Source organism: Escherichia sp. AM3 (genome assembly GCF_032029835.1).
GTDB lineage: Bacteria > Pseudomonadota > Gammaproteobacteria > Enterobacterales > Enterobacteriaceae > Escherichia > Escherichia coli.
This window is the reverse complement of record NZ_JAVUPQ010000028.1, coordinates 1-21,704: the sequence shown is the minus strand read 5'-3', so window position 1 is coordinate 21,704 and position 21,704 is coordinate 1. Positions and strand designations below refer to the sequence as shown.

Genomic DNA, 21,704 nt, shown 5'->3' with positions numbered 1-21,704 from the left:
TAAAAAAACGGGCAAGTCAGTGACCTGCCCGTTGATTTTCAGAGAAGGGGAATTAGTACAGCAGACGGGCGCGAATGGTACCCGGAATAGCTTTCATTGCCTGCAGCGCTTTTTCGGCAACGTCTTCGTCGGCTTCAATATCAATAACTACATAACCCATCTGGGCGGAAGTTTGCAGATATTGCGCGGCGATGTTGACGCCCTGCTCGGCAAAAATTTTGTTGAGCGCAGTTAGCACGCCCGGACGGTTTTCGTGGATGTGCATCAGACGACGCCCACCGTGCAGTGGCAGCGAGACTTCCGGGAAGTTCACCGCAGAGAGCGTTGAGCCATTGTCAGAATACTTGATCAATTTACCCGCAACTTCCAGGCCGATATTCTCCTGCGCTTCCTGAGTCGAACCGCCAATGTGTGGCGTCAGAAGGACGTTGTCGAATTCACACAGCGGAGAGGTAAATGGATCGCTATTGGTCGCCGGTTCCGTCGGGAATACGTCGATTGCCGCCCCCGCCAGATGTTTGCTCGCCAGCGCATCACACAGCGCCGGAATATCCACCACAGTACCGCGCGAAGCATTAATCAGCAGCGAGCCGGGCTTCATTAGTGAAATTTCTTTCGCGCCCATCATATTTTTGGTGGACGGATTCTCTGGTACATGCAGACTCACCACATCGCTCATATTCAGCAGGTCAGAAAGATGCTGTACCTGAGTGGCGTTGCCCAGCGGCAGTTTATTTTCAATATCATAAAAGTAAACATACATTCCCAGCGATTCAGCCAGAATGCCCAATTGCGTACCAATATGACCGTAGCCGATGATACCCAGCTTTTTGCCGCGCGCTTCAAAAGAACCCGCCGCCAGTTTGTTCCACACGCCACGGTGCGCTTTAGCATTGGCTTCCGGCACGCCGCGCAATAGCAGCAGCAGTTCGCCAATCACCAGCTCCGCAACAGAGCGCGTATTTGAGAACGGTGCGTTAAATACCGGGATCCCGCGCTTTGCCGCCGCATCCAGATCAACCTGGTTTGTTCCGATACAGAAACAGCCAATAGCGACCAGTTTTTCTGCGGCGTTGATCACGTCTTCAGTCAGATGGGTACGGGATCGCAGGCCGATGAAGTGGGCATCGCGGATGGATTCTTTTAATTGTTCATCATCCAGCGCGCCTTTGTGAAATTCGATGTTGGTGTAACCAGCTGCACGAAGGCTTTCCAGCGCCTTTTGGTGCACGCCTTCTACCAGCAGAAACTTAATCTTGTCTTTCTCCAGCGATACCTTTGCCATTTACCCAATCCTGTCTTTTGAAATGTTGTGTGCGGATTTGCGTCCGCCTTTCAACATATCAAAAAATAATATTGCGGCAATATGAACGTTTGCGTCGCGATGTTGAGGAAATATCACGCAAAGGTAATTCTTGGATGAATATGCTGGTTTAGAAGATTTATTTAGAGCAATCGACAATAGCCAGGTAAAAACGTGACACATGTCACCAAATTTAATGAAGAGAATTTTTTTAACGGGGGAGGTTCCCCCGTCAGATCATTTCACAATGGTTTTGACACCGTCAGGTGTGCCAATCAGCGCAACGTCCGCGCCACGGTTAGCAAACAAGCCAACAGTCACCACGCCAGGAATCGCATTTATGGCGTTTTCCATCGCTATCGGGTCAAGGATTTCCATGCCGTGGACGTCGAGGATCACGTTGCCATTATCGGTCACCACGCCCTGACGGTATTCCGGACGACCGCCCAGTTTCACCAGCTGACGCGCCACTGCACTACGTGCCATCGGGATAACTTCTACTGGCAGCGGGAATTTACCCAGAATATCAACCTGCTTGGAAGCGTCTGCAATACAGATAAATTTTTCTGCAACCGAAGCAATGATTTTTTCACGGGTCAGCGCCGCGCCGCCGCCTTTGATCATTTGCATGTGGCCGTTGATTTCATCTGCGCCATCAACGTAGATGCCAAGGCTGTCGACTTCGTTGAGATCAAAAACGTGAATGCCGAGGCTTTTCAGTTTTTCAGTGGAAGCATCTGAACTGGAAACGGCCCCTTCAATCTGGCCTTTCATTGTACCGAGCGCGTCAATAAAGTGTGCGGCGGTGGAACCTGTACCTACACCAACAATGGTGCCGGGCTGAACATACTGAAGTGCCGCCCATCCTACTGCTTTTTTCAATTCATCCTGCGTCATGATCGTTTCGCCTGTGGTATGAAATTTCACACGCATTATATACAAAAAAAGCGATTCAGACCCCGTTGGCAAGCCGCGTGGTTAACTCATCCATAAAATATCGCGCAATGGCAGGCATCCCCTTTCGCCCCGCAAATAAAGCATACAACGGTCTGGGTATGCCGCTCCACGGTGCAAACAGGCGCACCAGTTCACCGTTCGCAAGCCCCTGTTTACAGGCAAATTGAGGCAATAACGCCACGCCATTCAACACAACCAGGGCGCGAACTCGCTGAGCGAAATGCATTAGCGCAAATCCCTGATCTTTTAAGCTGCGCTTTTAACCACGGATACAAATGTTACCCGCCGACGGCTTCGGTATATGCAACCTGACACAAAATTGTGTCATAGTGCAGGAAAAAGCATTTACCAGGAGCAGACAACAGCAATGAAACGCCCGGACTACAGAACATTACAGGCACTGGATGCGGTGATACGTGAACGAGGATTTGAGCGCGCGGCACAAAAGCTGTGCATTACACAATCAGCCGTCTCACAGCGCATTAAGCAACTGGAAAATATGTTCGGGCAGCCGCTGTTGGTGCGTACCGTACCGCCGCGCCCGACGGAACAAGGGCAAAAACTGCTGGCACTGCTGCGCCAGGTGGAGTTGCTGGAAGAAGAGTGGCTGGGCGATGAACAAACCGGTTCGACTCCGCTGCTGCTTTCACTGGCGGTCAACGCCGACAGTCTGGCGACGTGGTTGCTTCCTGCACTGGCTCCTGTGTTGGCTGATTCGCCTATCCGCCTCAACTTGCAGGTAGAAGATGAAACCCGCACTCAGGAACGTCTGCGCCGCGGCGAAGTGGTCGGCGCGGTGAGTATTCAACATCAGGCGCTGCCGAGTTGTCTTGTCGATAAACTTGGTGCGCTCGACTATCTGTTCGTCAGCTCAAAACCCTTTGCCGAAAAATATTTCCCTAACGGCGTAACGCGTTCGGCATTACTGAAAGCGCCAGTGGTCGCGTTTGACCATCTTGACGATATGCACCAGGCCTTTTTGCAGCAAAACTTCGATCTGCCTCCAGGCAGCGTGCCCTGCCATATCGTTAATTCTTCAGAAGCGTTCGTACAACTTGCTCGCCAGGGCACCACCTGCTGTATGATCCCGCACCTGCAAATCGAGAAAGAGCTGGCCAGCGGTGAACTGATTGACTTAACGCCTGGGCTATTTCAACGACGGATGCTCTACTGGCACCGCTTTGCTCCTGAAAGCCGCATGATGCGTAAAGTCACTGATGCGTTACTCGATTATGGTCACAAAGTCCTTCGTCAGGATTAATCCATCAAATAATGCCTGATAGCACATATCAGGCGTTGTCCTCACTTCTTTTTGTATTCCTTGAATCACATCACAAAATAGACAAATCTCAGGCGGCAAAAAACGACGTCTGAATGCATTTTTTTTGCTGGCGACAAACCCACGTAAAAAGCTCACCGTAGGCGCAAATACCCTCATTTTGATTGCGTTTTACGGAGCAAATAATGTCTAACGTGCAGGAGTGGCAACAGCTTGCCAACAAGGAATTGAGCCGTCGGGAGAAAACTGTCGACTCGCTGGTTCATCAAACCGCGGAAGGGATCGCCATCAAGCCGCTGTATACCGAAGCCGATCTCGATAATCTGGAGGTGACAGGTACCCTTCCTGGTTTGCCGCCCTACGTTCGTGGCCCGCGTGCCACTATGTATACCGCCCAACCGTGGACCATCCGTCAGTATGCTGGTTTTTCAACAGCAAAAGAGTCCAACGCTTTTTATCGCCGTAACCTGGCCGCCGGGCAAAAAGGTCTTTCCGTTGCGTTTGACCTTGCCACCCACCGTGGCTACGACTCCGATAACCCGCGCGTGGCGGGCGACGTCGGCAAAGCGGGCGTCGCTATCGACACCGTGGAAGATATGAAAGTCCTGTTCGACCAGATCCCGCTGGATAAAATGTCGGTTTCGATGACCATGAATGGCGCAGTGCTACCAGTACTGGCGTTTTATATCGTCGCCGCAGAAGAGCAAGGTGTTACACCTGATAAACTGACCGGCACCATTCAAAACGATATTCTCAAAGAGTACCTCTGCCGCAACACCTATATTTACCCACCAAAACCGTCAATGCGCATTATCGCCGACATCATCGCCTGGTGTTCCGGCAACATGCCGCGATTTAATACCATCAGTATCAGCGGTTACCACATGGGGGAAGCGGGTGCCAACTGCGTGCAGCAGGTAGCATTTACGCTCGCTGATGGGATTGAGTACATCAAAGCAGCAATCTCTGCCGGACTGAAAATTGATGACTTCGCTCCTCGCCTGTCGTTCTTCTTCGGTATCGGCATGGATCTGTTTATGAACGTCGCCATGTTGCGTGCGGCACGTTATTTATGGAGCGAAGCGGTCAGTGGATTTGGCGCACAGGATCCGAAATCACTGGCGCTGCGTACCCACTGCCAGACCTCAGGCTGGAGCCTGACTGAACAGGATCCGTATAACAACGTTATCCGCACCACCATTGAAGCACTGGCTGCGACGCTGGGCGGTACTCAGTCACTGCATACCAACGCCTTTGACGAAGCGCTTGGTTTGCCTACCGATTTCTCAGCACGCATTGCCCGCAACACCCAGATCATCATCCAGGAAGAATCAGAACTCTGCCGCACCGTCGATCCACTGGCCGGATCCTATTACATTGAGTCGCTGACCGATCAAATCGTCAAACAAGCCAGAGCTATTATCCAACAGATCGACGAAGCCGGTGGCATGGCGAAAGCGATCGAAGCAGGTCTGCCAAAACGAATGATCGAAGAGGCCTCAGCGCGCGAACAGTCGCTGATCGACCAGGGCAAGCGTGTCATCGTTGGTGTCAACAAGTACAAACTGGATCACGAAGACGAAACCGATGTACTTGAGATCGACAACGTGATGGTGCGTAACGAGCAAATTGCTTCGCTGGAACGCATTCGCGCCACCCGTGATGATGCCGCCGTAACCGCCGCGTTGAACGCCCTGACTCACGCCGCACAGCATAACGAAAACCTGCTGGCTGCCGCTGTTAATGCCGCTCGCGTTCGCGCCACCCTGGGTGAAATTTCCGATGCGCTGGAAGTCGCTTTCGACCGTTATCTGGTGCCAAGCCAGTGTGTTACCGGCGTGATTGCGCAAAGCTATCATCAGTCTGAGAAATCGGCCTCCGAGTTCGATGCCATTGTTGCGCAAACGGAGCAGTTCCTTGCCGACAATGGTCGTCGCCCGCGCATTCTGATCGCTAAGATGGGCCAGGATGGACACGATCGCGGCGCGAAAGTGATCGCCAGCGCCTATTCCGATCTCGGTTTCGACGTAGATTTAAGCCCGATGTTCTCTACACCTGAAGAGATCGCCCGCCTGGCCGTAGAAAACGACGTTCACGTAGTGGGCGCATCCTCACTGGCTGCCGGTCATAAAACGCTGATCCCGGAACTGGTCGAAGCGCTGAAAAAATGGGGACGCGAAGATATCTGCGTGGTCGCGGGTGGCGTCATTCCGCCGCAGGATTACGCCTTCCTGCAAGAGCGCGGCGTGGCGGCGATTTATGGTCCAGGTACACCTATGCTCGACAGTGTGCGCGACGTACTGAATCTGATAAGCCAGCATCATGATTAATGAAGCCACGCTGGCAGAAAGTATTCGCCGCTTACGTCAGGGTGAGCGTGCCACACTCGCCCAGGCCATGACGCTGGTGGAAAGCCGTCACCCGCGTCATCAGGCACTAAGTACGCAGCTGCTTGATGCCATTATGCCGTACTGCGGTAACACCCTGCGACTGGGCGTTACCGGCACCCCCGGCGCGGGGAAAAGTACCTTTCTTGAGGCCTTTGGCATGTTGTTGATTCGAGAGGGATTAAAGGTCGCGGTTATTGCGGTCGATCCCAGCAGCCCGGTCACTGGCGGTAGCATTCTCGGGGATAAAACCCGCATGAATGACCTGGCGCGTGCCGAAGCGGCGTTTATTCGCCCGGTACCATCCTCCGGTCATCTGGGCGGTGCCAGTCAGCGAGCGCGGGAATTAATGCTGTTATGCGAAGCAGCGGGTTATGACGTAGTGATTGTCGAAACGGTTGGCGTCGGGCAGTCGGAAACAGAAGTCGCCCGCATGGTGGACTGTTTTATCTCGTTGCAAATTGCCGGTGGCGGCGATGATCTGCAGGGCATTAAAAAAGGGCTGATGGAAGTGGCTGATCTGATCGTTATCAACAAAGACGATGGCGATAACCATACCAATGTCGCCATTGCCCGGCATATGTACGAGAGTGCCCTGCATATTCTGCGACGTAAATACGACGAATGGCAGCCACGGGTTCTGACTTGTAGCGCACTGGAAAAACGTGGAATCGATGAGATCTGGCACGCCATCATCGACTTCAAAACCGCGCTAACTGCCAGTGGTCGTTTACAACAAGTGCGGCAACAACAATCGGTGGAATGGCTGCGTAAGCAGACCGAAGAAGAAGTACTGAATCACCTGTTCGCGAATGAAGATTTCGATCGCTATTACCGCCAGACGCTTTTAGCGGTCAAAAACAATACGCTCTCACCGCGCACCGGCCTGCGGCAGCTCAGTGAATTTATCCAGACGCAATATTTTGATTAAAGGAATTTTTATGTCTTATCAGTATGTTAACGTTGTCACTATCAACAAAGTGGCGGTCATTGAGTTTAACTATGGCCGAAAACTTAATGCCTTAAGTAAAGTCTTTATTGATGATCTTATGCAGGCGTTAAGCGATCTCAACCGGCCGGAAATTCGCTGTATCATTTTGCGCGCACCGAGTGGATCCAAAGTCTTCTCCGCAGGTCACGATATTCACGAACTGCCGTCTGGCGGTCGCGATCCGCTCTCCTATGATGATCCATTGCGTCAAATCACCCGCATGATCCAAAAATTCCCGAAACCGATCATTTCGATGGTGGAAGGTAGTGTTTGGGGTGGCGCATTTGAAATGATCATGAGTTCCGATCTGATCATCGCCGCCAGTACCTCAACCTTCTCAATGACGCCTGTAAACCTCGGCGTCCCGTATAACCTGGTCGGCATTCACAACCTGACCCGCGACGCGGGCTTCCACATTGTCAAAGAGCTGATTTTTACCGCTTCGCCAATCACCGCCCAGCGCGCGCTGGCTGTCGGCATCCTCAACCATGTTGTGGAAGTGGAAGAACTGGAAGATTTCACCTTACAAATGGCGCACCACATCTCTGAGAAAGCGCCGTTAGCCATTGCCGTTATCAAAGAAGAGCTGCGTGTACTGGGCGAAGCACACACCATGAACTCCGATGAATTTGAACGTATTCAGGGGATGCGCCGCGCGGTGTATGACAGCGAAGATTACCAGGAAGGGATGAACGCTTTCCTCGAAAAACGTAAACCTAATTTCGTTGGTCATTAATCCCTGCGAACGAAGGAGTAAAAATGGAAACTCAGTGGACAAGGATGACCGCCAATGAAGCGGCAGAAATTATCCAGCATAACGACATGGTGGCATTTAGCGGCTTTACCCCGGCGGGTTCGCCGAAAGCCCTACCCACCGCGATTGCCCGCAGAGCTAACGAACAGCATGAGGCCAAAAAGCCGTATCAAATTCGCCTGCTGACGGGGGCGTCAATCAGCGCCGCCGCTGACGATGTACTTTCTGACGCCGATGCTGTTTCCTGGCGTGCGCCATATCAAACATCGTCCGGTTTACGTAAAAAGATCAATCAGGGCGCGGTGAGTTTCGTTGACCTGCATTTGAGCGAAGTGGCGCAAATGGTCAATTACGGTTTCTTCGGCGACATTGATGTTGCCGTCATTGAAGCATCGGCACTGGCACCAGATGGTCGAGTCTGGTTAACCAGCGGGATCGGTAATGCGCCGACATGGCTGCTGCGGGCGAAGAAAGTGATCATTGAACTCAATCACTATCACGATCCGCGCGTTGCAGAACTGGCGGATATTGTGATTCCTGGCGCGCCACCGCGGCGCAATAGCGTGTCGATCTTCCATGCAATGGATCGCGTCGGTACCCGCTATGTGCAAATCGATCCGAAAAAGATTGTCGCCGTCGTGGAAACCAACTTGCCTGACGCCGGTAATATGCTGGATAAGCAAAATCCCATGTGCCAGCAGATTGCCGATAACGTGGTCACGTTCTTATTGCAGGAAATGGCGCATGGGCGTATTCCGCCGGAATTTCTGCCGCTGCAAAGTGGCGTGGGCAATATCAATAATGCGGTAATGGCGCGTCTGGGGGAAAACCCGGAAATTCCTCCGTTTATGATGTATTCGGAAGTGCTACAGGAATCGGTGGTGCATTTACTGGAAACCGGCAAAATCAGCGGGGCCAGCGCCTCCAGCCTGACAATCTCGGCCGATTCCCTGCGCAAGATTTACGACAATATGGATTACTTTGCCAGCCGCATTGTGTTGCGTCCGCAGGAGATTTCCAATAACCCGGAAATCATCCGTCGTCTGGGCGTCATCGCTCTGAACGTCGGCCTGGAGTTTGATATTTACGGGCATGCCAACTCAACACACGTAGCCGGGGTCGATCTGATGAACGGCATCGGCGGCAGCGGTGATTTTGAACGCAACGCGTATCTGTCGATCTTTATGGCCCCGTCGATTGCTAAAGAAGGCAAGATCTCAACCGTCGTGCCAATGTGCAGCCATGTTGATCACAGCGAACACAGCGTCAAAGTGATCATCACCGAACAAGGGATCGCCGATCTGCGCGGTCTTTCCCCGCTTCAACGCGCCCGCACTATCATTGATAATTGTGCACATCCTATGTATCGGGATTATCTGCATCGCTATCTGGAAAATGCGCCTGGCGGACATATTCACCACGATCTTAGCCACGTCTTCGACTTACACCGTAATTTAATTGCAACCGGCTCGATGCTGGGTTAATGACTCGTCCCGTCACGATCTTCAGCAATATGCTGAAGCATCGTGGCGGTATAACGATGATTTCTGATTGAATAAAGATATTCCTGCATATACATCGGCCTGTGCGGTGCATCAAAATATTTCAGCGTTGCCGGATTCACCAGTCGCCAGGCAAAATGCGGGATCACCGTCAGAAAATGTCCGCGCTCCACGGCGCTGATTTTGGCCATAAAACTGTAGGGACGATAAATAATGGTTGGATTGATCCCACAAGGTCGCATATTCGCATCAATCATTGCTTCGAAGTTGGCCCGGTTCTGAAAGCGCATTTGTAGCCAGGGCAGCTCCTGAAGCAGCTCTTGCTCTTGTCGCTCTTCATAACGGCGAGAAACGAGAAAGCCTAATCGCAGCGGTGGTAGTTCACTGATAGTCAGGTTTTCCAGTTCCTGAACTCGTGCAGATACATGCTGTGGGGAGATAATAAAATCTAACTGGCGGTCAAAAAGATTATCGATAACGCCATTTTCGCTGAACTCAACTGGCTGGGCGGTCACGCCTTCATACTTATCTCCGAGACTAATCAACTGATCGAAAATAATTGTCGGATAAGTATTATCTATGCCAATCACAATTTCTCGTGAACGACGCCCTGAGTTATGGATTTCATTATCAATCGCAGAAAGCCGTTGATAAACCGGGAACAGTTTTTGATACAGTTCCTGTCCGGCTTTATTGAGGCTGATATTATTATCTTTGCGGGTAAATAGCGTATAGCCAATTTGTTCTTCCAGCGCGGCAATGCTTTTACCAAATGGCGAAGCCGTCATATGGATTTTTTCTGCCGCCCGGGCAATATTATTGGTTTGCGCTAATAAAATGAAATTGCGCATCTTTTTCGAAATAAAAATGTCCATCCCCCTCCCCCGCATCCTTGTCCGCTTAACCGTTTCAGTCAGCCTATCCTTGATGAAACCGCGAGCAAAGATAGGTGATTACGTCATGGTTTTACAGAAAATTACAGAAAAAGGAGGCAATATCGGGTAAAGGCATTAGCCCGACGAATACGTCGGGCTACAAATATTATTGTGCTGCAGGTGTTTTAGCGGGTTGTTGATCCACAGGTTCTAACTGGAAGACCACATCGACCTGATCATCAAACTGAATAGCGGCCTGCTCGTAAGTTTCCTGGGCGGACACCGGCGCGGCATCGGCTTTCATCATCCGCACCATTGGGCTGGGCTGATAGTTGGAAACATGGTAGCGCACGCTATATACCGGCCCCAGTTTACGATGAAAGCCGTTCGCCAGTTCCTGCGCCTGATGAATCGCGTTATCAATCGCTGCCTTACGCGCTTTGTCTTTATAGGCATCCGGCTGCGCCACGCCCAGCGACACAGAACGAATTTCGTTAAGACCCGCCTTCAGCGCGCCATCCAGCAAGGAATTCAGTTTGTCTAACTGACGGAGCGTGACTTCCACCGTTCTCACAGCGCGGTAGCCTTTAAGGATACTTTTACCATCCTGATAATCATAATCTGGCTGGGTGCGTAAGTTCGCTGAGCTGATATCTTTTTTCGCGATCTGATTGAGTTCAAGGAAGGAAATGTATTGTGCGACGCGCTCATCTGCCTGTTTCTTGGCAGTAGCGGCATCCTTCGCGGCCACGTTAACTTCAATCGCAAGAGTGGCAATGTCTGGCACCGCATCCACGCTTGCCGTACCGGAGGTGACAATATGCGGTCCATCCGGCAATTCGTTAGCCTGCGCTGCCATCCCGCTAATACCCATTAATGCCGCCAGGGCGATAACTTTGAACTTCACGTTAGTCTCTCCGTGTTAATTGACTTGCCCAAAATTCAGGACCTCTGGAGGCAAGCTTAGCGCCTCTGTTTTATTTTTCCATCAGATAGCGCCTAACTGAACAAGGCTTGTGCATGAGCAATACCGTCTCTCGCCAGCTGCAAGGCAATAAACCACATAACACATCCCACAACCAGATTGATAATGCGCTGTGCTTTTGCCGTGCGCAGACGCGGTGCCAGCCAGGCTGCGAGAAGAGCCAGACCAAAGAACCACAGGAAAGAGGCGCTAATTGTCCCGAGTGCAAACCAGCGTTTTGGTTCCACATCAAGTTGCCCGCCAAGGCTGCCCAGTACAACAAAAGTATCCAGGTAAACATGCGGATTCAGCCAGGTCACTGCCAACATGGTGGCGATAATTTTCCATCTGCCTTGCTTCATGACTTCGGCGCTGGCTAACTCAATATTACTGCTCATTGCTGTTTTAAAAGCGCCAAAACCATACCACAGCAAGAAGGCTACGCCGCCCCAGGTGACCAGCGCCAGCAACCACGGCGACTGCATCAATAACGCGCTGCCACCAAAAATCCCGGCGCAAATCAGGACCAAATCGCTGATAGCACAAAGTAAGGCAATCATAATGTGGTACTGACGACGTATGCCCTGATTCATCACAAAAGCATTTTGTGGACCGAGCGGTAGGATCATAGCCGCCCCAAGTGCAAGACCTTGAAAGTAATAAGAAAACACGTTGGATATTCCGAATTAAGTATCTGATGCAGAGACTATATCGCGGGATTGTTATTAGCGGAAATTGATAATATTAATTGGCAATCAGAAAAACTAATAAGAGAGAGGCCAGAGAGTATTATCTGGCCTCAGCGTTGATTACGCAGCTTTGTCTTCTTTCACCCGCTTAAAGTTCACATCCATTTGCGGGTACGGGAAGCTGATACCGGCGGCATCAAATTCACGTTTAATACGCTCCAGCACATCCCAGTACACGTTTTGCAGATCGCCGCTGTTGCTCCAGACGCGGACCACGAAATTAATCGACGATGCACCAAGTTCGTTCAGGCGCACAGTCATTTCGCGATCTTTCAAAATGCGATCTTCAGACTGGATAATATTGGTCAGGATCTGCTTAACCTGATCGATATCGGAATCATACGCCACGCCAATAATAAATTCGTTACGGCGAACTGGCTCGCGGGAGAAGTTAATAATATTTCCGGCAATAATTTTACCGTTCGGAATAACGATAATTTTACCGTCTGCAGTACGCATGGTGGTGGAGAAAATCTGCACACTCAGCACAGTACCGGCTACGCCGCCCAGGTCAACATATTCTCCGGCACGGAACGGGCGGAACATGACAAGTAACACGCCAGCGGCCAGGTTAGAAAGTGACCCCTGCAAAGCCAGACCAACAGCTAAGCCTGCGGCACCGAGTACAGCAATGACTGACGCGGTTTGTACACCCACGCGTCCCAGGGCTGCGATTAGCGTAAAGGCGATAATACCGTAACGGACTAATGCAGAAAGAAAATCAGCAACAGTGGCATCGATTTTACGGGAGATCATCAGGCGATTCACCGCGTTGGAAATCATCCGCGCGATAATCAAACCAACGATGATGATCGCGAGTGCCGCCACGATGTTTACTGCATAACTTAGCAGCAGCGCCTGGTTAGCTACCAGCCAGCTTCCCGCGCCGTTTATGCTATCGACAACATTCAAATCTTCCATTCAATATTCCTTTTCAACTGACTCAAAATGGAGAAATACACTCCGCCGCCTTATGACGGGCAGTCTGACAAGGGTAAACAATAAAGCATAATTTTGCCAAATAGATCACAGATTTCTCATCTGAATCACCTTGCTTTTGGCGAAAAAATCCCCGCAGAGCGGGGCTCAGACAGATATCAATGTGCGTTTTGTCATGCCGGATGCGGCGTGAACGCCTTATCCGGCCTACAAAAACCTGCAAATTCAATATATTGCAGGATACGTGTAGGCCTGATAAGCGTAGCGCATCAGGCAATTTTGCTTTTGGCGAAAAAAAGACCCGCAGAGCGGGCCTTGAGATAAGCAGAAAGGAATATCTTACAGAACGTCGATCGCGTTCAGTTCCTGGAATGCTTTTTCCAGACGAGCGATCATCGAAGTCTGACCGGCACGCAGCCATACGCGCGGATCGTAGTATTTCTTGTTCGGCTGATCTTCGCCTTTCGGGTTACCCAACTGCCCCTGCAGATAAGCTTCGTTCGCTTTGTAGTAGTTCAGAACGCCTTCCCAGGTTGCCCATTGGGTATCGGTATCGATGTTCATTTTTACTACGCCGTAGCTTACGGAGTCTTTGATTTCCTGAGCAGTAGAACCGGAACCACCGTGGAATACGAAGTTCAGGCTGTTGTGCGGCAGGTTGTGTTTCTTAGAAACATATTCCTGAGAATCACGCAGGATGGTCGGAGTCAGAACCACGTTACCCGGCTTGTAAACACCGTGTACGTTACCGAAGGACGCAGCGATGGTGAAACGCGGGCTGATTTTGCTCAGCTCGGTGTATGCGTAATCAACGTCTTCCGGCTGGGTGTACAGTGCAGAAGCGTCCATGTGGCTGTTGTCCACGCCGTCTTCTTCACCACCGGTGCAACCCAGTTCGATTTCCAGAGTCATGCCGATTTTGGACATGCGCTCCAGGTATTTAGAGCAGATTTCGATGTTCTCTTGCAGAGATTCTTCAGACAGGTCGATCATGTGAGAAGAGAACAGCGGCTTACCGGTAGCTGCGAAGTGTTTTTCACCCGCGTCCAACAGACCGTCGATCCACGGCAGCAGTTTCTTCGCGCAGTGGTCAGTGTGCAGGATAACCGGAACACCATAATGTTCAGCCATCTGGTGAACGTGATGCGCACCAGAGATCGCGCCCAGGATAGCAGCACCCTGCGGAACGTCAGATTTCACGCCTTTACCAGCGATAAAGGAAGCACCACCGTTGGAGAACTGAACGATAACCGGCGCTTTAACTTTAGCAGCGGTTTCCAGTACGGCGTTGATGGAGTCAGTACCGACGCAGTTTACTGCTGGCAGTGCGAAGTTGTTTTCTTTTGCTACCTGGAAAACTTTCTGTACGTCATCACCAGTGATTACGCCAGGTTTTACGAAATCAAAAATCTTAGACATGTCTCTTGTCCTGTATCGTCGGGCCTTATACTCGTCATACTTCAAGTTGCATGTGCTGCGTCTGCGTTCGCTCACCCCAGTCACTTACTTATGTAAGCTCCTGGGGATTCACTCTCTTGTCGCCTTCCTGCAACTCGAATTATTTAGAGTATGAAAAATTGCGTGCTCTAAAAGCGCGCTGAAACAAGGGCAGGTTTCCCTGCCCTGTGATTTTTTACTTCTTAGCGCGCTCTTCGAGCATCGCTACTGCAGGCAGTACTTTACCTTCCACGAATTCGAGGAATGCGCCGCCGCCAGTGGAGATGTAGGAGATTTTGTCAGCAATGCCGAACAGGTCGATTGCTGCCAGAGTGTCGCCGCCGCCAGCGATGGAGAACGCTTCGCTGTCTGCGATAGCGTTAGCCACGATTTCAGTACCTTTGCGGAAGTTCGGGAATTCGAACACGCCAACCGGACCGTTCCACAGAATGGTTTTCGCATTCTTCAGGATTTCAGCCAGTTCCTGAGCGGAAGCATCACCGATATCCAGGATCTGCTCGTCAGCTTTCACATCGTTAACAGATTTCAGGGTAGCCGGTGCAGTTTCAGAGAACTCGGTTGCTACGCGAACATCAGACGGAACCGGGATGTTGCAGGTGGTCAGCAGACGTTTAGCTTCGTCAACCAGGTCAGCTTCGTACAGGGATTTACCCACATCGTGGCCTTGTGCCGCGATAAATGTGTTAGCGATACCACCACCAACAATCAGCTGGTCAGCGATTTTAGACAGGGAGTCCAGAACGGTCAGTTTGGTAGATACTTTAGAACCACCAACGATAGCCACCATCGGGCGAGCAGGTTCTTTCAGTGCTTTACCCAGCGCGTCCAGTTCAGCTGCCAGCAGCGGGCCTGCGCACGCAACGTCAGCGAATTTACCGATACCGTGAGTAGAAGCCTGCGCGCGGTGAGCAGTACCGAATGCGTCCATTACGAACACGTCACACAGTGCAGCGTATTTTTTGGACAGGGTTTCGTCGTCTTTCTTCTCGCCTTTGTTGAAGCGAACGTTTTCCAGAACAACCAGTTCACCTTCAGCAACGTCAACGCCGTCGAGGTAATCTTTAACCAGACGAACCGGGTTAGACAGTTTGTCTTTCAGGTAGTTAACAACCGGCAGCAGAGAGAATTCTTCGTTGTACTCGCCTTCGGTAGGACGACCCAGGTGGGAAGTTACCATCACTTTTGCGCCTTGTTTCAGGGCCAGTTCGATGGTCGGCAGAGAAGCACGGATACGCGCGTCGCTGGTTACTTTCCCGTCTTTTACTGGTACGTTCAGATCCGCACGGATAAATACACGTTTCCCAGCAAGATCCAGATCGGTCATCTTAATTACAGACATGGTGAATCCTCTCGTTGATTCTAAAAGTTTTGCAGACGCTGCTTGCGTCTTACCTGAAAGCAACAGTAGCCATAGCTAACGTCGTGTCGAGCATTCGGTTAGCAAAGCCCCATTCGTTATCGCACCAGACCAACGTTTTGATCAGGTGTGCGCCACTGACCCGGGTTTGGGTGCCATCGACAATGGCACTGTGCGGATCGTGGTTAAAATCTACAGAGACCAACGGCAATTCCGTATAGTCAACTATACCATGAAATGCACCTTGTGCTGCTTTTTGCAGCAACAGGTTGACTTCATTGGCTTTTACAGGTTTCTTCACCGTCACGCTTAAATCGATTGCCGTCACATTTATGGTTGGCACACGTACCGCAATCGCTTCAAAGCGATCGTTAAATTGCGGAAAAAATCGTGTGATACCGGCGGCCAGTTTAGTATCGACCGGAATGATCGACTGGCTGGCTGCCCGGGTGCGACGCAGGTCAGGATGGTATGCATCAATAACCTGTTGATCGTGCATGGCGGAGTGAATTGTGGTCACAGTGCCGGACTCAATACCGTACGCATCATCTAACAATTTGATGACGGGAATTATGCAATTCGTGGTACAGGAAGCGTTAGAAACGATGCGGTGTTCCGCACGAAGTTGATCCTGATTGACGCCGTAAACAACGGTCGCGTCGAGATCGTTACTGCCAGGATGTGAAAAGAGCACTTTTTTGGCCCCGGCGGCAATATGCGCTTCGCCATGCTCGCGGGAGCCATATACGCCGGTGCAGTCGAGGACTACATCAACGCCAAGTTCACGCCAGGGGAGCGATTGCAGTGAACGTTCATGCAATACGCGGATGGCGTCATCACCAACAAAAAGTTGATCGCGTTCCTGTCGTACTTCCCATGCAAAACGGCCATGGCTGGTGTCATATTTCAACAAATGCGCCATGCCCGCAGCATCCGCCAGTTCGTTGATTGCCACCACGGTAATTTCCGCCCGGCGTCCGGATTCATACAAAGCACGAACCACATTACGCCCGATGCGACCGAAGCCATTTATCGCTACGCGTACGGTCATAGATCTCCTGCAAGGTTTTCCCTGAGCAAATTTGCCAGACAGAGTAATCCAGCAAATCGTCCGGGGAAACCTTACCTGTCGCAAACTGCGACTGATTGGTTAATTGTCGAACATTTAATCGACTGAAACGCTTCAGCTAGGATAAGCGAAACGTGGAATAAAAGGAATGTTTGTCCAGCCGAAGAAGACATTTATCTGACTCACATCACACTTTTATCCCCTTTTGTGGGAAGCTTTATTCCAGGCTGGCGTAATAATAACCCTACAATAACTGGAATAAATTGTCAGCTTGTGAAGTGATACCGGCCTTCTTCAGTCATCTCTACTATCAGATTGGCCTGACGGCTATTCATCAGCACACGCTCGACATTGGGGCCATCGGTGCGGGCATAAAATGCTTCGGCTACTTGCCGCGTTAATCCTCCCGCAATTTTACGACTAATCAAGCGCTCCCGCAGAATTTGAGCAGGTGCATGAATAAAAATAGAAAAATCGCAGAAAGATGCCAACTCCAGCCACTTTTCATCATCCAGTAACAACCAGTTTCCTTCGACGATGACGAGTGGTGCGGTAACGTGCAACGCATCTTCAACAGGATCATGCTTTTGTCGATCGTACTGCGGCCACGTACAATCCCCTTCCACGACCTGGCGCAGATTTTCCGTCAGTTTCGCAACGTCAAATGTCTCTGGTGCGCCTTTGAAGGGGCGCAATTGATGCGCATCCAGCCAGCTATTGTAATGGTGAAAACCATCCATCGGGAGCGTCTGAATAGCGGGCAGTTCCGGGTCTTGTTGCGCGAGATATTCCCAGAAGGTGGTTAGGGTTGATTTACCCGTCCCCGGCGGAGCGCAAAGAAAAACCACCGTACGCCGCTGCGGATTTACCGTCTGTAAGGCCGCCAACATGTGCAGCAACGGTTTATGTACATTTTCAATCTCTTCGTTCTGGTACTGTGCCTGTATCTTCAGCCCATTCACCGTTAATTCAATTTTCACGGCGTTAATTCCTTTAAGGTGGTCGTTACTGCCAGCGTCAGCGCCGTTTTGACCATTCCGCTAAAACGCGCCTCTGACCAGACGGCGAAATCGGCGAACTTCATCGCTTTCAACGCGTCATAGAGCGTCGCATTGCAGGTTATGCTATTGACGTTGCTGATAAAATCCCAGGTCATGTCATCGGCAAATCCGGGCGTTTCATCCTGTTCGTTCAGGTAATGCCAGAACTGGGAAAAATGCGTGATATCGGCGTACAACCATTTATCCATTTTCCCCAACGCATAAATCAAACGCAGTGCAACATCAATATCGTCAAGCGGGCCGCTTTGGGCGAGTAACGGCTTCACTGCATATTCCACGATCTCTTCATCGTTATCGACAAACAGCGACGGCAGAAACTGGCGTATCCCCTGGAGCAAAATGGTATGCGCAGTTTTCATAAATGAAAATAAATTGTCCTGTGCATCCAGTTGCTCAAGCACATCATCTTCTGTCAGCGTCGCCATTGGTCTTCCGATAGATCACCATCAATGCAGGGAGTCTATTATATTACACGTTTGGTCCGCGCCGCCGATCAGTAATGTCTGCGTCCGCACCCCATTCGCCGTCTGTTGGATACCGTTCACCAGCTCACCGCCCGTCACGCCCGTAGCGCTAAAGAGGATATCGTTCCCCCTCACCAGTTCATCGAGCGAGTACACACGGTTAACGTCAACGCCCATTGCCTTGCAACGCTTGCGCTCCTGCTCTGCAATCTGCCGATTTTCCGTGTAATCCCCTTTAGCCTGGCAAAAGTCAATCAGCTCGGCCTGCATATCCCCGCCTAATGCTTTAACGGCACAGGCAGAAATCACGCCTTCTGGCGCACCGCCGATGGTGTACATCACATCGTAAGGATTATCCTGCCAGCAGGTCAGCACGCTGGCGGCGACATCGCCATCCGGCAGGGCAAAAACCTTCACGCCCAGCTGTGTTGCTTCCTCAATCGCGGCACTCAGGCGCGGTTTATCCAGCGTAACCATGCGCAGCTTATCCAGCGGTTTGCCTAACGCTTTCGCCACGTTGCGCAGGTTGTCCGTCAGAGGCAAAGACAGATCAATCGCGCCCGCCGCCAGCCGATTAACAACCAGCTTTTTCATATACATATCGGGCGCATGTAACAGGCTATCTCGAGGGGCGAAAGCCATGACCGCCAGCGCATTGCTCTGCCCCATCGCCACCATCCGCGTGCCTTCAATGGGATCAACCGCGATATCGACTTCTGGCCCATCGCCTTTGCCCACCTCTTCGCCAATCCACAGCATCGGCGCATGGTCAATTTCTCCTTCGCCGATAACCACTCGTCCACGAAAAGCGACGTCGTTTAATGCCTGGCGCATCGCGGTGACCGCCAGGCCATCAATTTTATTTTTGTCGCCACATCCGGTTTGCGGCCAGGCAGCCAACGCTGCCTGTTCCGTAACGCGAAATAATGGCCACGCCAGGGACATCATTGCGCGGCCTCCCCGATATCAACGCCAAATTGTGCCAGCAGATATTTCTCGGCCTGTTCATTCCAGATGCCGTGCGTTTCCTCAACCAGCCGCGCCAACTCTTTAAACAGCGGATCGGTTTTGCCTTTTTCGGCAAAATCGGCAATGGCAGTGAGCGGCATGGTCACGCCGTTATAAATGAGTTTTTTTACCGCCAGGGATATCCGGCAGATTGAGCACGGTTTCTGGCACCGCATCCAGGCCACCGATATGGGTCACCATAAACGACGGCTGTAACTGCCCAGTGGCGCTAAGGGCAATCGCCTCTTTCATGTCGTCCGTTGAACCGCCAGATGTACCGACGACGTGCGTGCTGTTGTAATGGACGTTGTAGAAATTAAACGGCACTTTGAAGTTTTTATCCGTCGGCCCGGCAAAGAAGTTCAGACAGCCATCTTCCGCCAGTAATTCATCAGCCATCTCAACGACAGCAGGCACCGCCGCATAAACAAAAATGTCATCGAACCCGGCATCTCCTCTCAGCGCCCGCAGCATCTGGACAGGATCGCTCATCCCTTTGGTATTCACATACACCAGCTCAATGCCTTTACTGGCCGCCAGTTCCACCGGCAGCAGCTTCTGTACCTGCGCCAGACGTTTGTCGTCGATATCGACCACCACCACCCGCGACGGTTGTATGCCGCCGTTAATGGCGTAATCGATAGCGCCAATGCCCATCGGACCTGCACACGCCAGCAGTGCAATATTGCCGCCAGGTTTGACGCCCATGCGATGCTCATAAACATATTGCGTGGTGTGATAATTGGCATGATAAGCACCAATAATGCAGCACATAGGCTCTGCCAGCGACGCCGCAGCAAAATAAGAGCCGTGATACGGTAATACGCAGCCCAAATTAATGGCGATTTCGGGAATAATCATATAAGTGGCATTGCCGCCAAAATATTCGTAGCTGTAGCCCGCTGAATATCCGCTTGGTAACCCCATCGCCGGTTGCAATACAAAACGCTGGCCTTTTTTATATTTGCCAGTGAGATTTTTACCCACTTCGACAATAACCCCGGCACATTCATGCCCGGTAATGACCGGATGATTTTCTAAATCGTCGGGTACGCGTTTATGTTCACTACCGAGTAACGCCGCTTTCCAGGTCGATAAACAGACGCTGTCAGAAATTACACTCACCAGTAATTCATTATCGGTAATTTCTGGCAGTTCAAATACGCGCAGACGGACATCCCGCTTGCCATAAATAGCAGCAACTTTGGTTTTCATTTTTACCTCTGTAATCAGTGTTTATGTTCGGCGGTTAATTGATTAAATAAAGTGTCGAGTTTTGGATCGCCAATATAGTTATTAATCAATATCAGTGGTTTATCCGTCACACGTTTCACGCGCCCTTCCAGACTGGCATGAGTAACGACGATATCCGCATCCGCAGGCACGTTTTCTATGGCGTAATGTTTTACTTCAATTGCCAGCCCCGCTTTTTCCAGGCGTTTACGGAAGGTGGTCGCGCCCATCGCACTGGAGCCCATCCCCGCATCGCAAACAAAGGCGATACGCTTAACCCTGCTTAACGAGAATGCACCCTCTTGTTTCATCGCCTTAACCGCATTGGCTGACTGAGCAAACTCATCTTCGCTCTCCGTTTCCACCGTTTTTTCCATCTTCAGTATCAGCGAAGTAATAGCAAAGGACACCAGGGTACCTACCGTAACACCGGCAATTGTCGCCAGGAACGAGCCTTTCGGCGTCAGTGCCAGGTAAGCAAAGATAGACCCCGGACTTGGGCCAGCCACCAGACCACCGTCCAGTAAGTTAAACATCCAGGTGCCAGACATACCGCCCGCAATCATGGCAATAATGGTCAGCGGCTTCATCAGCACATACGGGAAATACAGTTCGTGGATCCCACCGAGGAAGTGAATAATCATCGCCCCGGGCGCAGAACGTTTACTCATCCCTTTACCAAACAAGGTAAACGCCAGCAGCAGCCCCAGGCCCGGACCTGGGTTAGAGGCCACCATAAAGAAGATGGATTTACCGTTAACCGAAGCCTGTTGCATTCCCAGCGGATAATAGACGCCCTGATCGATCGCATTATTGAGGAAAAGCACTTTCGCCGGTTCATTGATGACTGACAACAATGGCAGATAACCCGCATGTACCAGCGCCTCAATACACTCTTTGACGAAAGTATTGGCAATTAACACCGCCGGGCCGATAACTTCAAAACCCAGCAGACAAAGGAGCATCCCCGCGATACCTAATGAGAAGTTATTGATAACCATCTCAAAACCGGCAGGTATGCGTTTTTCCAGTGCCTTATCGACATATTTTATGACCAACCCACCGAGCGGCCCCATGATCATTGAGCCAAGGAACATCGGGATCTCTGCGCCAACGATCACACCAATAGTACCTATTCCGCCCATGACCGCCCCGCGTTTACCGCCGACCAGATGACCACCTGTAGAACCAATCATCACGGGCAATAAATAGGTAATCATCGGGCCGACAATTTTGGCGAAATGTTCGTTAGGCAGCCAACCGGTGGGAATAAATAACGGGTGATGCTGCCAACTTACTGATTTAGTGTATGATGGTGTTTTTGAGGTGCTCCAGTGGCTTCTGTTTCTATCAG

General features: G+C 51.1%; 19 protein-coding genes and 1 pseudogene. 5 read left to right on the top strand and 15 right to left on the bottom strand.

The window, feature by feature from the left end; genetic code table 11:
• Window positions 1-52 precede the first annotated feature (52 nt).
• The 3 genes from serA to RTW80_RS12360 all read right to left on the bottom strand — a co-directional run bounded on the left by serA (window position 53) and on the right by RTW80_RS12360 (window position 2,486).
• Complete coding sequence (gene serA, locus RTW80_RS12370; RefSeq protein ID WP_001151604.1) at window positions 53-1,285, bottom strand: phosphoglycerate dehydrogenase; 1,233 nt, start codon at window positions 1,283-1,285, stop codon at window positions 53-55.
• 255 nt (window positions 1,286-1,540) lie between these two features.
• Window positions 1,541-2,200 carry a ribose-5-phosphate isomerase RpiA gene (gene rpiA, locus RTW80_RS12365; protein WP_000189743.1) on the bottom strand — a complete coding sequence of 220 codons (660 nt, stop codon included), beginning with the start codon at window positions 2,198-2,200 and terminating at the stop codon, window positions 1,541-1,543.
• A gap of 55 nt (window positions 2,201-2,255) precedes the next feature.
• Window positions 2,256-2,486 carry a LysR substrate-binding domain-containing protein gene (locus RTW80_RS12360; RefSeq protein WP_000545308.1) on the bottom strand — a complete coding sequence of 77 codons (231 nt, stop codon included), beginning with the start codon at window positions 2,484-2,486 and terminating at the stop codon, window positions 2,256-2,258.
• A gap of 141 nt (window positions 2,487-2,627) precedes the next feature.
• Here RTW80_RS12360 and argP point away from each other — a divergent pair, with 141 nt between their 5' ends.
• The 5 genes from argP to scpC all read left to right on the top strand — a co-directional run bounded on the left by argP (window position 2,628) and on the right by scpC (window position 9,155).
• Window positions 2,628-3,521 carry a DNA-binding transcriptional regulator ArgP gene (argP, locus tag RTW80_RS12355; protein WP_000828351.1) on the top strand — a complete coding sequence of 298 codons (894 nt, stop codon included), beginning with the start codon at window positions 2,628-2,630 and terminating at the stop codon, window positions 3,519-3,521.
• Window positions 3,522-3,724: 203 nt separating this feature from the next.
• Window positions 3,725-5,869 (top strand): methylmalonyl-CoA mutase, encoded by a 2,145-nt coding sequence (scpA, locus tag RTW80_RS12350; RefSeq protein WP_000073223.1) that lies wholly within the window; start codon window positions 3,725-3,727, stop codon window positions 5,867-5,869.
• Complete coding sequence (meaB, locus tag RTW80_RS12345; RefSeq protein WP_000606525.1) at window positions 5,862-6,857, top strand: methylmalonyl Co-A mutase-associated GTPase MeaB; 996 nt, start codon at window positions 5,862-5,864, stop codon at window positions 6,855-6,857. Before scpA ends, meaB begins: the two co-directional genes overlap by 8 nt.
• Window positions 6,858-6,867: 10 nt before the next feature.
• A complete protein-coding gene (gene scpB, locus RTW80_RS12340) occupies window positions 6,868-7,653 on the top strand; it encodes a methylmalonyl-CoA decarboxylase (RefSeq protein WP_000122080.1) in 786 nt (261 codons plus the stop codon).
• 23 nt (window positions 7,654-7,676) lie between these two features.
• Window positions 7,677-9,155 carry a propionyl-CoA:succinate CoA transferase gene (gene scpC / locus RTW80_RS12335; RefSeq protein ID WP_000449962.1) on the top strand — a complete coding sequence of 493 codons (1,479 nt, stop codon included), beginning with the start codon at window positions 7,677-7,679 and terminating at the stop codon, window positions 9,153-9,155.
• Here scpC and srsR read toward each other — a convergent pair.
• From srsR to cmtA, 12 genes and pseudogenes are all read right to left on the bottom strand, one after another.
• Window positions 9,152-10,048, bottom strand: coding sequence for a LysR family transcriptional regulator SrsR (gene srsR, locus RTW80_RS12330; RefSeq protein WP_000350807.1), 897 nt, complete (start codon window positions 10,046-10,048; stop codon window positions 9,152-9,154). The genes scpC and srsR overlap by 4 nt on opposite strands.
• A 166-nt stretch (window positions 10,049-10,214) precedes the next feature.
• The gene (locus tag RTW80_RS12325) at window positions 10,215-10,955 is read right to left on the bottom strand and encodes an oxidative stress defense protein (protein ID WP_000669834.1); all 741 of its coding nucleotides are present in this window, start codon (window positions 10,953-10,955) and stop codon (window positions 10,215-10,217) included.
• A gap of 92 nt (window positions 10,956-11,047) precedes the next feature.
• Window positions 11,048-11,683 carry an arginine exporter ArgO gene (argO, locus tag RTW80_RS12320; protein ID WP_000493352.1) on the bottom strand — a complete coding sequence of 212 codons (636 nt, stop codon included), beginning with the start codon at window positions 11,681-11,683 and terminating at the stop codon, window positions 11,048-11,050.
• A gap of 138 nt (window positions 11,684-11,821) precedes the next feature.
• Window positions 11,822-12,682: a small-conductance mechanosensitive channel MscS gene (mscS, locus tag RTW80_RS12315; protein WP_000389818.1), complete on the bottom strand. Its 861-nt coding sequence runs from the start codon at window positions 12,680-12,682 to the stop codon at window positions 11,822-11,824.
• 357 nt (window positions 12,683-13,039) lie between these two features.
• Entirely contained in the window at window positions 13,040-14,119 is a 1,080-nt protein-coding gene (gene fbaA / locus RTW80_RS12305; RefSeq protein ID WP_000034372.1) for a class II fructose-bisphosphate aldolase, read from the bottom strand.
• Window positions 14,120-14,333: 214 nt separating this feature from the next.
• Entirely contained in the window at window positions 14,334-15,497 is a 1,164-nt protein-coding gene (gene pgk / locus RTW80_RS12300) for a phosphoglycerate kinase (protein ID WP_000111269.1), read from the bottom strand.
• A 49-nt stretch (window positions 15,498-15,546) separates the two neighbouring features.
• Window positions 15,547-16,566, bottom strand: a complete 1,020-nt coding sequence (gene epd, locus RTW80_RS12295; RefSeq protein WP_000218480.1) for an erythrose-4-phosphate dehydrogenase — start codon at window positions 16,564-16,566, stop codon at window positions 15,547-15,549.
• A 284-nt stretch (window positions 16,567-16,850) separates the two neighbouring features.
• The gene (locus tag RTW80_RS12290) at window positions 16,851-17,564 is read right to left on the bottom strand and encodes a nucleoside/nucleotide kinase family protein (RefSeq protein ID WP_000687705.1); all 714 of its coding nucleotides are present in this window, start codon (window positions 17,562-17,564) and stop codon (window positions 16,851-16,853) included.
• Complete coding sequence (fumE, locus tag RTW80_RS12285) at window positions 17,561-18,070, bottom strand: fumarase E (RefSeq protein ID WP_000224146.1); 510 nt, start codon at window positions 18,068-18,070, stop codon at window positions 17,561-17,563. The genes RTW80_RS12290 and fumE overlap by 4 nt, the downstream gene beginning before the upstream one ends.
• Before the next feature lie 21 nt (window positions 18,071-18,091).
• The gene (glpX, locus tag RTW80_RS12280; protein WP_000987283.1) at window positions 18,092-19,057 is read right to left on the bottom strand and encodes a class II fructose-bisphosphatase; all 966 of its coding nucleotides are present in this window, start codon (window positions 19,055-19,057) and stop codon (window positions 18,092-18,094) included.
• A pseudogene (locus tag RTW80_RS12275) lies at window positions 19,054-20,332 on the bottom strand (zinc-binding dehydrogenase). Before RTW80_RS12275 ends, glpX begins: the two are co-directional and overlap by 4 nt.
• Window positions 20,333-20,346: 14 nt before the next feature.
• Window positions 20,347-21,704, bottom strand: a 1,358-nt coding sequence (gene cmtA, locus RTW80_RS12270; RefSeq protein WP_258113446.1) for a PTS mannitol transporter subunit IICB, incomplete at its 5' end; no start/stop codon positions are given.

Excerpts from the sequence above, each read along its gene's own strand:
- serA (WP_001151604.1), bottom strand. The coding sequence starts at position 1,285 with ATGGCAAAGGTATCGCTGGAGAAAGACAAGATTAAGTTTCTGCTGGTA.
- rpiA (WP_000189743.1), bottom strand. The coding sequence starts at position 2,200 with ATGACGCAGGATGAATTGAAAAAAGCAGTAGGATGGGCGGCACTTCAG.
- RTW80_RS12360 (WP_000545308.1), bottom strand. The coding sequence starts at position 2,486 with ATGCATTTCGCTCAGCGAGTTCGCGCCCTGGTTGTGTTGAATGGCGTG.
- argP (WP_000828351.1), top strand. The coding sequence starts at position 2,628 with ATGAAACGCCCGGACTACAGAACATTACAGGCACTGGATGCGGTGATA.
- scpA (WP_000073223.1), top strand. The coding sequence starts at position 3,725 with ATGTCTAACGTGCAGGAGTGGCAACAGCTTGCCAACAAGGAATTGAGC.
- meaB (WP_000606525.1), top strand. The coding sequence starts at position 5,862 with ATGATTAATGAAGCCACGCTGGCAGAAAGTATTCGCCGCTTACGTCAG.
- scpB (WP_000122080.1), top strand. The coding sequence starts at position 6,868 with ATGTCTTATCAGTATGTTAACGTTGTCACTATCAACAAAGTGGCGGTC.
- scpC (WP_000449962.1), top strand. The coding sequence starts at position 7,677 with ATGGAAACTCAGTGGACAAGGATGACCGCCAATGAAGCGGCAGAAATT.
- srsR (WP_000350807.1), bottom strand. The coding sequence starts at position 10,048 with ATGGACATTTTTATTTCGAAAAAGATGCGCAATTTCATTTTATTAGCG.
- mscS (WP_000389818.1), bottom strand. The coding sequence starts at position 12,682 with ATGGAAGATTTGAATGTTGTCGATAGCATAAACGGCGCGGGAAGCTGG.
- fbaA (WP_000034372.1), bottom strand. The coding sequence starts at position 14,119 with ATGTCTAAGATTTTTGATTTCGTAAAACCTGGCGTAATCACTGGTGAT.
- pgk (WP_000111269.1), bottom strand. The coding sequence starts at position 15,497 with ATGTCTGTAATTAAGATGACCGATCTGGATCTTGCTGGGAAACGTGTA.
- epd (WP_000218480.1), bottom strand. The coding sequence starts at position 16,566 with ATGACCGTACGCGTAGCGATAAATGGCTTCGGTCGCATCGGGCGTAAT.
- fumE (WP_000224146.1), bottom strand. The coding sequence starts at position 18,070 with ATGGCGACGCTGACAGAAGATGATGTGCTTGAGCAACTGGATGCACAG.
- glpX (WP_000987283.1), bottom strand. The coding sequence starts at position 19,057 with ATGATGTCCCTGGCGTGGCCATTATTTCGCGTTACGGAACAGGCAGCG.